The 12,275-nt window shown below is 65.6% G+C and carries 10 protein-coding genes; 4 read left to right on the top strand and 6 right to left on the bottom strand.

Translation table 11 applies throughout. From position 1 onward, the window contains the following. Positions 1-31 precede the first annotated feature (31 nt). Complete coding sequence (gene katG / locus HHL15_RS11940; RefSeq protein WP_169145992.1) at positions 32-2,236, bottom strand: catalase/peroxidase HPI; 2,205 nt, start codon at positions 2,234-2,236, stop codon at positions 32-34. A gap of 202 nt (positions 2,237-2,438) precedes the next feature. Between katG and HHL15_RS11935 the strand changes: the two genes are divergently transcribed. Together HHL15_RS11935 and HHL15_RS11930 are read left to right on the top strand one after the other, a co-directional pair. Continuing rightward, positions 2,439-3,062, top strand: coding sequence for a glutathione S-transferase family protein (locus tag HHL15_RS11935; RefSeq protein ID WP_169145991.1), 624 nt, complete (start codon positions 2,439-2,441; stop codon positions 3,060-3,062). 47 nt (positions 3,063-3,109) lie between these two features. Continuing rightward, on the top strand, positions 3,110-3,478 hold the full coding sequence (locus HHL15_RS11930; protein WP_235943364.1) for an MmcQ/YjbR family DNA-binding protein: 369 nt from the start codon (positions 3,110-3,112) through the stop codon (positions 3,476-3,478). A gap of 22 nt (positions 3,479-3,500) precedes the next feature. Here HHL15_RS11930 and HHL15_RS11925 read toward each other — a convergent pair whose 3' ends face one another. The 4 genes from HHL15_RS11925 to glmU all read right to left on the bottom strand — a co-directional run bounded on the left by HHL15_RS11925 (position 3,501) and on the right by glmU (position 7,885). After that, entirely contained in the window at positions 3,501-4,103 is a 603-nt protein-coding gene (locus HHL15_RS11925; RefSeq protein ID WP_235943363.1) for a DUF2058 domain-containing protein, read from the bottom strand. 32 nt (positions 4,104-4,135) lie between these two features. Continuing rightward, a complete protein-coding gene (locus HHL15_RS11920; protein ID WP_169145990.1) occupies positions 4,136-4,441 on the bottom strand; it encodes a hypothetical protein in 306 nt (101 codons plus the stop codon). 180 nt (positions 4,442-4,621) lie between these two features. Further along, positions 4,622-6,460: a glutamine--fructose-6-phosphate transaminase (isomerizing) gene (gene glmS, locus HHL15_RS11915; protein WP_169145989.1), complete on the bottom strand. Its 1,839-nt coding sequence runs from the start codon at positions 6,458-6,460 to the stop codon at positions 4,622-4,624. Positions 6,461-6,520: 60 nt separating this feature from the next. Further along, the gene (gene glmU, locus HHL15_RS11910; protein WP_169145988.1) at positions 6,521-7,885 is read right to left on the bottom strand and encodes a bifunctional UDP-N-acetylglucosamine diphosphorylase/glucosamine-1-phosphate N-acetyltransferase GlmU; all 1,365 of its coding nucleotides are present in this window, start codon (positions 7,883-7,885) and stop codon (positions 6,521-6,523) included. Between the two features lie 205 nt (positions 7,886-8,090). Here glmU and HHL15_RS11905 point away from each other — a divergent pair, with 205 nt between their 5' ends. Together HHL15_RS11905 and HHL15_RS11900 are read left to right on the top strand one after the other, a co-directional pair. Further along, positions 8,091-9,503 carry a bifunctional enoyl-CoA hydratase/phosphate acetyltransferase gene (locus HHL15_RS11905; RefSeq protein ID WP_169145987.1) on the top strand — a complete coding sequence of 471 codons (1,413 nt, stop codon included), beginning with the start codon at positions 8,091-8,093 and terminating at the stop codon, positions 9,501-9,503. Then, on the top strand, positions 9,500-10,696 hold the full coding sequence (locus HHL15_RS11900; protein ID WP_169145986.1) for an acetate/propionate family kinase: 1,197 nt from the start codon (positions 9,500-9,502) through the stop codon (positions 10,694-10,696). Before HHL15_RS11905 ends, HHL15_RS11900 begins: the two co-directional genes overlap by 4 nt. Positions 10,697-10,810: 114 nt before the next feature. Here the strand turns inward: HHL15_RS11900 and HHL15_RS11895 are convergent, their stop codons facing one another. Further along, complete coding sequence (locus tag HHL15_RS11895) at positions 10,811-12,274, bottom strand: glutamate synthase subunit beta (RefSeq protein ID WP_169145985.1); 1,464 nt, start codon at positions 12,272-12,274, stop codon at positions 10,811-10,813. Position 12,275: the final 1 nt, after the last annotated feature.

Raw genomic sequence — 12,275 nt, 5'->3', positions numbered from 1 at the left:
CACCCGGCCCTCCGGAACACCTCGTCCAGGATTACTTCAGATCAAAACGATCCAGGTTCATGACCTTGTTCCAGGCTGCCACAAAGTCACGTACGAACTTCTCCTTGGCGTCGTCCTGGGCATAGACCTCGGCCAGGGCACGCAACTGGGAGTTGGAACCAAAGATCAGATCGACCCGGGAAGCGGTCCAGCGGACTTCACCGGTCTTGCGATCGCGCCCTTCGAAGCTGTCCCCGACCTCCGAGGTTGGCACCCAGCTCGTCCCCATGTCGATCAGGTTCACGAAGAAGTCATTGCTCAAAGTCTGGGGCCGCGAGGTAAACACACCCTTCGGCGAGCCACCCGCATTGGCGCCGAGCACGCGCAGACCACCGACGAGCACCGTCATCTCGGGAGCGCTGAGGGTCAGGAGCTGGGCCTTGTCCACCAGCATTTCCTCTGCCGACACGGAGTAAGCCTGCTTCTGGTAGTTGCGGAAGCCATCTGCCTCGGGCTCCAGCGCCGCGAACGATTCAACGTCGGTCTGCGCCTCGGTGGCATCACCACGACCCGGAGCGAAAGGCACGTCGACCGCGTGGCCTGCCGCCTTGGCTGCAGCCTCCACCGCGGCACAGCCGCCCAGCACGATCAGGTCGGCCATCGAGACCTTCTTGCCCCCCGTCTGTGCCGCGTTGAAGGACTGCCGGATGCCCTCCAGCGTGGCCAGAACCCTGGCCAGCTGCGCCGGCTGGTTGGCCTCCCAATCCTTCTGCGGGGCCAGCCGGATGCGGGCGCCATTGGCACCACCCCGCTTGTCGGAGCCCCGGAAGGTTGAGGCCGAAGCCCAGGCGGTGGACACCAGCTCTGCAATCGACAGGCCCGCGGTGAGCACCCTGGTCTTGAGATCGGCGATGTCCCGGGCATCGATCAGCAGATGATCGACCGCAGGAATCGGATCCTGCCAGATCAGGTCTTCAGCCGGCACTTCGGGGCCGAGGTAGAGGATCTTGGGCCCCATGTCCCGGTGGGTCAGTTTGAACCAGGCGCGGGCGAAGGCGTCGGCGAAGGCCTGCGGATCCTGGTGGAAGCGGCGCGCGATCGGCTCGTAGATCGGATCGAAGCGCAGCGACAGGTCGGCCGTGGTCATCATCGGCGGGTGCTTCTTCGACGGATCGTGGGCGTCAGGGATCAGGTGTTCCGGCTTGACGTCCTTCGCCACCCACTGCTTGGCCCCGGCAGGGCTCCTGGTGAGCTCCCATTCATAGCCGAACAGGGTGTCGAAATAGCCGTTGTCCCAGGTCGTGGGATTCGGCTTCCAGGCGCCTTCGATGCCGCTGGTGGTGGTGTGCACGCCCTTGCCGGAGCCGAGCTGGTTGATCCAGCCCAGGCCCTGCGTCTCGATCGGCGCGGCTTCCGGCTCGGGCCCCACCAGGGCCGGGTCGCCCGCCCCGTGAGCCTTGCCGAAGGTGTGGCCGCCAGCGACGAGTGCGACGGTCTCTTCGTCGTCCATGGCCATGCGGGCAAAGGTTTCGCGCACATCACGGCCCGAGGCCACCGGATCGGGATTGCCATCCGGACCTTCCGGATTGACGTAGATCAGCCCCATCTGCACGGCGGCCAGGGGATTCGCAAGCTGCCGGTCGCCGGAATAGCGGCTCATCGGCTTGTCGCTGGTGGCCAGCCATTCGGCCTCGCCCCCCCAGTAGACGTCCTCCTCGGGTTGCCAGATGTCGGCGCGGCCGCCACCAAAGCCGAAGGTCTTGAAGCCCATCGACTCCATCGCCACGTTGCCGGCCAGGATCATCAGGTCAGCCCAGGAGATCTGGTTGCCGTATTTCTGCTTGATCGGCCAAAGCAGGCGGCGGGCCTTGTCCAGGTTGCCGTTGTCGGGCCAGCTGTTGATGGGCGCAAAGCGCTGGTTGCCAGTGCCGGCACCACCCCGGCCGTCAGCGGTACGGTAAGTCCCGGCGCTGTGCCAGGCCATGCGGATGAACAAACCGCCATAGTGCCCCCAGTCGGCGGGCCACCAGTCCTGCGAAACGGTCATCAGGGCCTGCAGGTCCTTCTTCAGCGCGGCGAAGTCCAGCCGCTTGAAAGCCTCTGCATAATCGAAGCCCGGATCCATCGGGCTGGAAGCGGGCGCATGCTGGTGCAGGATGGCCAGGTTCAACTGCTTGGGCCACCAGTCGCGGTTCGACCGGACTCCCACGGTGGAACGGGCACCCCCACTGAACGGGCATTTTCCTTCGTTGCTCATGACTGTCTCCCTCTGTATCCATGGTGATCGGCGTATTGCTCGATCCGAAGCTTAGCCATGCCCCATCCTTACTTCTATTGAATTCATCCAATGACGATGATGGGGCTCTGCTATCGCCACCGCGTGGAGCCTGCCCGGCCATGGTTGCCATACCGATCGAAACCATTCAGCATGATCAGCCCTCAAGACGAAAGGAAGCCCGATGAACCGCGCCCCGTCGATCACCCTTTATGGAACCCCACCTTCGGGCCATGCCCACCGGGTAGAGGTGCTGCTCAAACTGCTGGGCCTGCCCTACAACTACGTTACGGCCACGGTTGACGTGCGCCGGACACCCGAGTTCCTGGCCCTGAACCCCCTGGGGCAGATTCCGGTGCTGCAGGACGAAGACACGGTGATCTGCGACAGCACCGCAATCCTCATCTACCTGGTGGAAAAATACGCGCCGGACAGCCCCTGGCTGCCCCGCGATCCGAGGACCCGCGCGGAAGTACAGCGCTGGCTGTCGATCGCATCGGCGGAAGTGCGTTTCGGTCCGGCCACGGCCAGGGCGGTGAGCCAATGGAACATGGCCGGCAATCTGGACAGCGCCAAGGCCATTGCGGCCCGGCTGTTCAATTTCATGGAAGGCCATCTGGCCGGGCGCCTTTTCCTCGCGGCCCCCCACCCTACCCTGGCAGACCTGGCCTGCCATGCCTACATCGCCCATGCGCCAGAAGGAGGGATCGATCTCTCGCCCTATCCGCACATCCAGGCCTGGCTGGGTCGCGTGGCGGCAATCCCCGGCTTCACGGACATGGCCCCGCTGCCGCTGCCACAGCAGTGACCCACCCCGTCCCGATGCCCCTGCGTCTTGCCAGAAGAGACTGAAACATGCCGATGACACCTGAAGAGGTCGCCGCCTTCTGCCGGGCGCTGCCCGGCGCCTGCGAATCCATCAAATGGGGCAACAACCGGGTCTTCTCGATCGCCGGCAACAAGATGTTCGCCATCGTGGATTTGATCGACAAGGGAAAGAGCAAGCTGGCCTTCAAGGTCGACGACGACCTCTTCCTGGGCTTCACCGACCGGCCCGGCATCCGCCCTGCCCCGTACCTAGCCCGGGCCCGCTGGGTCGCCATGGAGGCCCCCTATCCCATGAGCGGCGAGGAACTCCGGGCCGCCCTGGCACGCTCCCATCAACTGGTTGCGTTGCGCCTGCCGAAGTACCGGCAGGGGGAGTTCCTGATCGTCGCGGAGTAGCAGCCCAATCGGACCGGTGGAGCTACCACATCATGTCGTCAGGAACCTGGAACGCGGCATAGGGATCGTCCTCGTCGGTCGCGGCGCTGGTCTTGGTGACCCGCACGACCAGGGAGGGATTGCGCTCGGCGATCTTGTCGGCGATCACGCTCGGCACCAATTCGGTGGTCTCCCCCTGGCAGACGATGACCAGGTGCCCGGCCGCGATGTGTGACTGCACCTGAGCAGACACATAGACCCGTTTGATCTTGTTGTCGTGGGTGAAGTTGTAGGCAATGTCGCCCGAGCCCTTGCTCTGACGGCTTTGCTTGACCATCTGGACGATCTGCGCCGCGATTGCCTTCTGGGCGGCGGCGGCATCGCGCTGGGCGTTGAGTTCGCGGGAGCGCTCCGCATCCTTGCGCTGCGCCTCGAGCACCGCAAGGCGTACCTCATCGACGCTCTCGGTGCCGGTCCGGCGCTCGATCTTTTTCTGCTTGGCCTTTTCCTGGTTGGTCTGCTTGACCTTGTTTTTATTGACCAGGCCGGCTTTCAAAAACTGTTCCTGCAAAGAGGCCATCTGCCACTCCGTAAATGAGATCCACCTGCCCGGCGGCGTGCATTGGCTGGGCAAAGGCAGCAGCATAGCAAAAAGCCTCTGGCGGACAGCGCCCCGGATCAGTCGCCCGACGACGACGGGCTGATCTTGTCCGCTACCTTGTGCAGGACCTCGCTGGTGGCTTCGGCACCGCGCCGGATGCCGCGGCCGGTGGCTTCCACGCCACGCTTGATCCCATGGGCAGCGGCTTCCGCGCCACGCTTGATGCCGTGTCCCGCCGCATCAACACCCCGTTCGATGCGCTGAACAGCCGATTCGCTGGCGGGCTCGCCGGTCGATTCAGGCTTGCTGGTGGCGGCCTCGTCGGCCAGCGCAACGCCAAGCAGGCAGAAACCACAAATGAGGGCAAAAAGTGAACGTTTCATCTCCAGACTCCTTCCGTTGATACCTGTTCAACAAATAGCACTGATGAGCCGGAAGGTCTGTGGCATCGGGTAACGCATTGTTTCGTGGCGGAGTGGAAGCCTGAAAATGACGACGCCCGGCAAGCCGGGCGTCGATCTGGTGCATGCGTGTTGTGGACCGCAACAGGCCCACCAGCCCGCCTACTCCACCGTCACGCTCTTTGCCAGGTTCCGCGGCTTGTCCACGTCGGTGCCCTTGACCAGGGCGGCGTGGTAGCTGAGCAGCTGCAGCGGGATGACGTGGAGCACCGGGGACAGCAGCCCGTAGTGTTCGGGCATGTGCAGGATGTGCACGCCTTCCGTTTCGGGCATCTCGCTGCCGGCGTCGGCAAAGACGTAAAGCTCACCGCCGCGGGCGCGGACTTCCTGGAGGTTGCTCTTGAGCTTTTCGAGGAGTTCGTCGGCCGGCGCCACGGCGATGACCGGCATGTCCTTGTCCACCAGGGCCAGGGGGCCGTGCTTGAGCTCGCCGGCAGCGTAGCTTTCGGCGTGGATGTAGGAGATCTCCTTGAGCTTGAGGGCCCCTTCCATGGCGATGGGCCAGTGGCTGCCACGGCCCAGGAAGAGCGCGTGCTGCTTGCTGGCGAAGCGCTGGGCCCAGCGTTCGATCTCGGGTTCGAGGTCGAGAACCTTGCCCACCGCCACCGGCAGGTGGCGCAGCTGGGTGAGGTAGCCGCTTTCCTGCTCCGCGGAGAGGCGGCCATTGACCTTGGCCAGGGCCAGGGTCAGCAGGGCCAGGGCGGCGAGCTGGGTGGTGAAGGCCTTGGTCGAGGCAACGCCGATCTCGGGGCCGGCGCGGGTGATGAAGCGCAGGGCCGCTTCACGGACGATGGCGGACTCGGGCACGTTGCAGATGGCCAGGGTCTTGGTCATGCCCAGGCTCTTGGCGTGCTTGAGGGCGGCCAGGGTGTCGGCGGTTTCGCCGGACTGGGAGATGACCACGACCAGGGTGTCGGTCTCGGGTACGGACTCGCGGTAACGGTATTCGGAGGCGATCTCCACCGTGCATGGGATCTTCGCCACGGACTCGAGCCAGTAGCGGGCGGTGAAACCGGAGTGGTAGCTGGTGCCGCAGGCCAGGATGAGCACGCGCCGGGTGGCCTTGAGCACGTCCACGGCCTCGGCGCCGAAGATCTGCGGGCTGATGATGCCGGCGCCGGCGATGGGCTCGAGGGTGTTGGCCAGGGCCTGGGGCTGCTCGAAGATCTCCTTCTGCATGTAGTGGCGGTACTTGCCCAGCTCGACCGCATCGGCGGACAGGCTGGAGATGCTCACCGGACGGTCGACCGGGGTGCCGTCCTGCAGGGTGACGCGGTAGCTGTCGAGGCGCAGCTCGGCTACATCGCCGTCTTCGAGATAGACCACCTTGCGGGTGACCTGCAGCAGCGCGGCGGTGTCGGAGGCGGCGTAGTGGCCATCCTCGCCGATGCCGAGGAGCAGGGGCGAGCCCTTGCGGGCGACGATGGCGCGGCTGGGGTCGACCTCGGCGATCACGCCGATGGCGTAGGCGCCGACCAGCTCGGCGAGGGTGGCGCGCACCGCGTCGAAGAGGTCGGGGATGGTCTTGAGCTTGTCGTGCAGCAGGTGGGCGATGGCTTCGGTGTCGGTCTCGGAGGAGAAGACGTAGCCCTTGGCCTGGAGCTGGCTGCGCAGGGCCTCGAAGTTTTCGATGATGCCGTTATGCACCACGGCGAGGCCGCCGGAGATGTGCGGATGGGCGTTGCGCTCGGAGGGCACGCCGTGGGTGGCCCAGCGGGTGTGGGCAATGCCCAGCTCGGCAGTGAGCTGCACTTCGTCGGCCTGGGCGGTGAGTTCGGCCACGCGACCCACGGCACGCAGGCGCTGCAGCTTAGGCGTGGCTTCCGGCTTGAGGACGGCGAGACCGGCGGAGTCGTAGCCCCGGTATTCGAGCTTGCGCAGGCCTTCGAGCAGCACGGGGACGATGTTGCGACGGGCAATGGCGGTAACGATGCCACACATGTTCGTAGACCTCTTGTTAGGGCCCGGCCACGCTGGCCAGGCCGGACACAACAACGGAAATCAGGCTTTCTTGACCTTCACGGGGCGCTTCCAGCCGGCCAGGCTGAGCTGGCGGGCGCGGGATACGGTGAGCTGCTCGGCCGGTGCATCCTTGGTGAGCGTGGTGCCGGCGCCCAGCGTGGCACCACGGCCGACACGGACCGGGGCGACCAGCTGGGTGTCGGAGCCGATGAAGACATCGTCCTCGATGATGGTGCGGAACTTGTTGGCACCGTCGTAGTTGCAGGTGATGGTGCCCGCGCCCACGTTGACCCGCTGGCCGATGTCGGCATCGCCCACGTAGGCCAGGTGGTTGGCCTTGGAGTGGTCGGCGATGACACTGTTCTTCACTTCGACGAAGTTGCCCAGGTGCACGTCGGTACCGAGCACGGTGCCCGGGCGGGTGCGGGCGTAGGGGCCGATCACGCAGGCCTCGCCCATCACCGTGTCTTCGATCTGCGAAAAGGCGGCGATGCGCGTGCCGGCGCCGATCTTCGCGTTGCGGATGATGCAGTTGGCGCCGATGCGCACGCCGTCGCCCAGCTCCACGTCACCTTCGAAGATGCAGTTGATGTCGATTTCCACGTCATGCCCACACACCAGATTGCCGCGCACGTCGAGGCGTGCCGGGTCGATCACGGTGACGCCCTCGTCGGTGAGGCGGCGGGCTGTGTTGCGCTGGTGGATGCGCTCCAGCTCGGCGAGCTGCGTCTTGTTATTGACGCCAAGGGTTTCCTCGAAGGCGTCGGGCCGGGTGGTGATGACTTCCAGGCCGTCAGCCACCGCCATGGCGATGATGTCGGTGAGGTAGTACTCGCCCTGGGCGTTGTTGTTCTTGAGATTGGCAAGCCACTGGCGCAGGCGCGCCACCGGGGCAGCCAGGATGCCGGTGTTCACCTCGGTGACGCGGCGCTCCTCGGGCGTGGCGTCCTTCTCCTCGACGATGCGGGTGACCTTGCCGGCCGCGTCGCGCAGGATGCGGCCATAGCCGGTGGGGTCGGCCATCTCGACGGTGAGGAGCGCCAGGCTGCGGTCGCTCGCGGCGGCGCTGAGGCGGCGCAGGCTGGCCTGACCGATCAGGGGCACGTCGCCGTAGAGGATGAGGGCGATGTCGCCATCCTCCACCAGGGGCATCGCCTGTTGCACCGCATGACCGGTGCCCTGCGGCGGATCCTGGCGGGCCCAGGCGAGATCGGGCGCGGCGAGGGCTTCACGCACCACCTCGCCACCATGGCCATACACCACCACGATGCGGCGGGCGTCCAGGGCCCGTGCGGTATCCAGCACATGGGCCAGCATGGGCCTGGCGGCCAGGGGTTGCAGGACCTTCGGCAACACCGAACGCATGCGCTTGCCTTGTCCGGCGGCGAGGACGATCACTTCCATAGGAGCCCTTGAATGCGGTTTGAATTTTGACCGGGCCGATTCTAGCATGGGCATTTTTAGCGACTTGCGGCGAAGTTCTCGGATTACATCCCGCCACATTGATGTGGGACTGACGCAGCGCAACACGCCTTTGATCTAATACTAAAGTTGCAGGTTGCGCTTTCCGTAGAATGACGCATGCTGCAATGCAACCTCAGGACCCGACATGACAACCGACACAATGGATTTCATCCAGAACCGAACGTTTGACGAGATCGCCATCGGCGACTCTGCCCAATTGGTGCGGACACTCCGACCCGAGGACATTCACCTCTTCGCCGTCATGTCCGGGGACGTCAACCCGACCCACGTAGACCCCGAGTTCGCCCGTTCGAGCCAGTTCCGCGAGGTGGTGGGGCACTCCATGTGGGGCAGCGTGCTGATCTCCTCGATTCTCGGCACCGAGTTTCCGGGGCCGGGCACCGTGTATGTGGGCCAGACGCTCAAGTTCTGGCGCCCTGTCACGATCGGCGACACGCTCACCGTCACCATCACCTGTACCAAACGCTTCGAACACAATCATCACCTGCTGCTCGACTGCCTGTGCGTCAACCAGGATGGCCTGAAGGTCATCGACGGGACTGCCGAGGTGATGGCGCCCACCGAGAAGATCAAGCGTCTGCGCATGGCCTTGCCTGGCATCACCATCTCCGACCGGCAGCAGCGCTACCTGCATGTACTCGAGATGACCCGCGGCATGGAGCCGATCCCCATTGCGGTGGCCCACCCCTGCGACACCGAGTCCCTGCGCGGCCCCATCCAGGCCCGCGATGCCGGCCTGGTGATCCCGGTGCTGGTCGGTCCGGAGAACAAGATCCGCGAGGTCGCCGAGCGCGAGCACATCGATCTGCGCGGCGTGCGCATCGTCGACGTGCCCCACAGCCACGCCTCGGCCGAGACCGCCGTGCGCCTGGCGCGCTGCGGCGAGGTGGAAGCCCTGATGAAGGGCTCCCTGCACACCGACGAGCTGATGAGCGAGGTGGTCGCCAAAGACACCGGCCTGCGTACCTCCCGGCGCCTGTCCCATGTGTTCATGGCCGACGTGCCGACCTACCCGCACCCGCTGTTGATCACCGACGCGGCCATCAACATCGAGCCAAGCCTGGCCGACAAGGTGCACATCATCCAGAACGCCATCGAGCTGGCGATCATGATGGGCGTGCGCGAACCCAAGGTCGCCATCCTGTCCGCCGTGGAGACGGTCAACGAGAAGATCCGCTCCACCCTTGATGCCGCCGCCCTGTGCAAGATGGCCGACCGCGGCCAGATCACCGGCGGCCTGCTCGACGGCCCGTTGGCCTTCGACAACGCCGTGTCGCTGGTCGCCGCCAAGACCAAGGGCATCCGCTCCGCGGTGGCCGGCCAGGCCGACATCCTGGTGGTGCCCGACCTCGAGTCCGGCAACATGATGGCCAAGCAGCTCGAATACCTCGCCGACGCCCTGATGGCCGGCGTGGTGCTGGGTGCCCGCGTGCCCATCGTGCTCACCAGCCGCGCCGACACCGCCGAAACCCGTACCGCCTCCTGCGCCATTGCCCAGCTCATGGCCCACAACCGTCGTCTGGTGACCCGTCAATGAAAGCCGTCCTCATCCTCAACGCTGGCTCTTCCAGCCTCAAGTTCGCCCTCTTCCCCATGACCCCGCGGCTGGCCGACACGCCGCGCCTGTCCGGCCAGGTCGAAGGCATCGGCGCCGAGCCGCTGATGCACGCCAAGGACACCAACACCGGCGAGCGCTTCACCGAAGCCCTGAGCGTGCCCGAGGGCACCGACCAGAACGGCCAGCATCGGGTGGCCCTGGAGTTCATCTTCGAGTGGATCAACCGCCATAGCCCGGGCGTGGACATCGTCGCCGCCGGCCATCGCATCGTGCACGGCGGCGACCACTACGGCGCCCCGGTGGTGCTGACCCCGGAAGTGGTCGCCGAGCTGGAAACCCTGATCCCCCTGGCGCCCCTGCACCAGCCGCACAACCTGCGCGCCATCAAGCTGCTCTTCGGCCTGATGCCCGATGTGCGCCAGGTGGGATGCTTCGACACCGCCTTCCACCGCACCCGTCTGCCGGTGGCGCGCCACTTCCCGATCCCCCGCGCGCTGACCAACGAGGGCATCAAGCGCTACGGCTTCCACGGCCTGTCCTACGAGTTCGTGGCGCGCCAGTTGCCCGACCTGCTGGGCGAAGAGAAATCCCACGGGCCCATCGTCGTCGCCCACCTGGGCAACGGCGCCAGCATGTGTGCCCTGCGCGACGGCCAGTCCCGCGATACCAGCATGGGCTTTACTGCGGTGGATGGCCTGATGATGGGCACCCGCACCGGCAGCCTGGACCCCGGCGTGATCCTGCACCTGGTCGAACAGAAGGGCATGGACGCCAAGGCCCTGAGCAACCTGCTCTACAAGCAGTCGGGCCTGCTCGGCGTGTCCGGCATCAGCCAGGACATGCGCGCCCTGCTGGAATCCGACGAGGAGTCCGCAAAGGAAGCCATCGAACTGTTCTGCTACCGGGCGGCCTGCATGATCGGCCAGCTCAGCATGGCGGCCGGCGGTCTCGACGCACTGGTGTTCACCGGCGGCATCGGCGAGCACGCCGCGGCCGTGCGCGCCCGCATCGCCGAATGGCTGGCCTGGACCGGCCTGTCACTCTACCCCGCCGCCAACGAACGCCACGCCACCCGCATCCACGCCCGGGACAGCAAGATCGAAGTCTTGGTGGTCCCGACCAACGAGGAATGGATGATCGGCCACCACACGGTGAACCTGCTGGGGCTGTAAGGATAGAGGGCAGGGCGCGTGTAGGGGCGGCTTCAGCCGCCCACGCCCGTCCCCTCCTCTCCGAAAAACAAAAAAGCCCGCAATTGCGGGCTTCTTTGTGGAGCGGAGGAGGCTTCAGCGGGGCAGGACGGTGCTGCCCATCAGGAAGTTGTCCACCTCGCGGGCGGCCTGACGGCCTTCGCGGATGGCCCACACCACCAGGGACTGGCCGCGGCGGACGTCACCGGCGGCAAAGACCTTGGCCACGTTGGTGGCGTAGCAGCCTTCACCATCGGTAGTGGCCTTGGCATTGCCGCGACCATCCTTGTCGACGCCGAAGGCTTCGAGCAGGGACGCCACCGGGTTGGTGAAGCCCATCGCGAACAGGACCAGATCGGCCGGCAGCTCGCGCTCGGAACCGGCGACCTCGCTCGGCTTGCCGTCCTTCCATTCGAGCTCGACGGTGCGCAGGGCCTTGACCTTGCCGTTCTCGCCGATGAACTCCTTGGTGGACACCGCGAATTCGCGGCTGCAGCCTTCCTCGTGGGAGGACGAGGTGCGCATCTTGATCGGCCAGTAAGGCCAGGTCAGCGGACGATTCTCTTCCTTCGGCGGCTCGGGCATCACTTCGAACTGGGTCACGGACTTGGCGCCGTGACGGTTGGAGGTGCCCACGCAGTCGGAACCGGTGTCGCCGCCGCCGATCACGATGACGTGCTTGCCGGTGGCGGAGATGGGGTTCTTGTCGTCGCCGGCCACTTCCTTGTTCTGCGGAACCAGCAGCTCCAGCGCGAAGTGGATACCCGACAGTTCGCGGCCCGGGACGGGCAGGTCACGCGGCACTTCGGAACCGGCGGCGAGGATCACCGCGTCGAACTCGGACTTGAGCTGCTCGGCGGAGATCACCTCGACCGCATCGTCGTTGATGCCGGTGGCTGCCGGCTTGGCACCCACACACACCTTGGTGCGGAAGCTGACGCCTTCGGCCTGCATCTGCTCGACGCGACGATCGATGTGGGACTTCTCCATCTTGAAGTCGGGGATGCCATAGCGCAGCAGGCCGCCGATGCGGGAGCTCTTCTCGAACACCGTCACGTCGTGGCCGACGCGGGCCAGCTGCTGGGCAGCGGCCAGGCCGGCGGGGCCGGAACCGACCACGGCCACCTTCTTGCCGGTCTTGACGGCGGCGGGCTGGGGCTTGACCCAGCCGTTCTCCCAGGCCTTGTCGATGATGGCGTGCTCGATGGACTTGATGCCCACGGCTTCGGTGTTGATGTTGAGCGTGCACGCGGCTTCACAGGGGGCCGGGCAGATGCGGCCGGTGAAGTCAGGGAAGTTGTTGGTCGAGTGCAGAACCTCGATCGCTTCCTTCCAGGCGCCGCGATACACCAGGTCATTCCAGTCGGGAATGATGTTGTTCACCGGGCAGCCGCTGTTGCAGAAAGGCACGCCGCAATCCATGCAACGGGCGCCCTGCTTGGCCGCCTCGTCGTCGCTCAGGTGATCGACGAACTCCTTGTAGTGCTTGAGACGCTGTTCGACCGGGGCATAGGCCTCGGAGAGACGCTGGTACTCGAGAAATCCAGTTGGCTTGCCCATG

This window comes from Zoogloea dura, from assembly GCF_012927165.1.
Classification (GTDB): domain Bacteria; phylum Pseudomonadota; class Gammaproteobacteria; order Burkholderiales; family Rhodocyclaceae; genus Zoogloea; species Zoogloea dura.
This window is presented reverse-complemented; position numbering and strand designations above follow the sequence as displayed.

Bases quoted from the DNA above. Each gene is read 5' to 3' on its own strand.
- HHL15_RS11900 (WP_169145986.1), top strand. From the start codon at position 9,500: ATGAAAGCCGTCCTCATCCTCAACGCTGGCTCTTCCAGCCTCAAGTTC.
- HHL15_RS11905 (WP_169145987.1), top strand. From the start codon at position 8,091: ATGACAACCGACACAATGGATTTCATCCAGAACCGAACGTTTGACGAG.
- HHL15_RS11930 (WP_235943364.1), top strand. From the start codon at position 3,110: ATGCCGATGACACCTGAAGAGGTCGCCGCCTTCTGCCGGGCGCTGCCC.
- HHL15_RS11920 (WP_169145990.1), bottom strand. From the start codon at position 4,441: ATGAAACGTTCACTTTTTGCCCTCATTTGTGGTTTCTGCCTGCTTGGC.
- glmU (WP_169145988.1), bottom strand. From the start codon at position 7,885: ATGGAAGTGATCGTCCTCGCCGCCGGACAAGGCAAGCGCATGCGTTCG.
- HHL15_RS11935 (WP_169145991.1), top strand. From the start codon at position 2,439: ATGAACCGCGCCCCGTCGATCACCCTTTATGGAACCCCACCTTCGGGC.
- katG (WP_169145992.1), bottom strand. From the start codon at position 2,236: ATGAGCAACGAAGGAAAATGCCCGTTCAGTGGGGGTGCCCGTTCCACC.
- HHL15_RS11895 (WP_169145985.1), bottom strand. From the start codon at position 12,274: ATGGGCAAGCCAACTGGATTTCTCGAGTACCAGCGTCTCTCCGAGGCC.
- HHL15_RS11925 (WP_235943363.1), bottom strand. From the start codon at position 4,103: ATGCTGCTGCCTTTGCCCAGCCAATGCACGCCGCCGGGCAGGTGGATC.
- glmS (WP_169145989.1), bottom strand. From the start codon at position 6,460: ATGTGTGGCATCGTTACCGCCATTGCCCGTCGCAACATCGTCCCCGTG.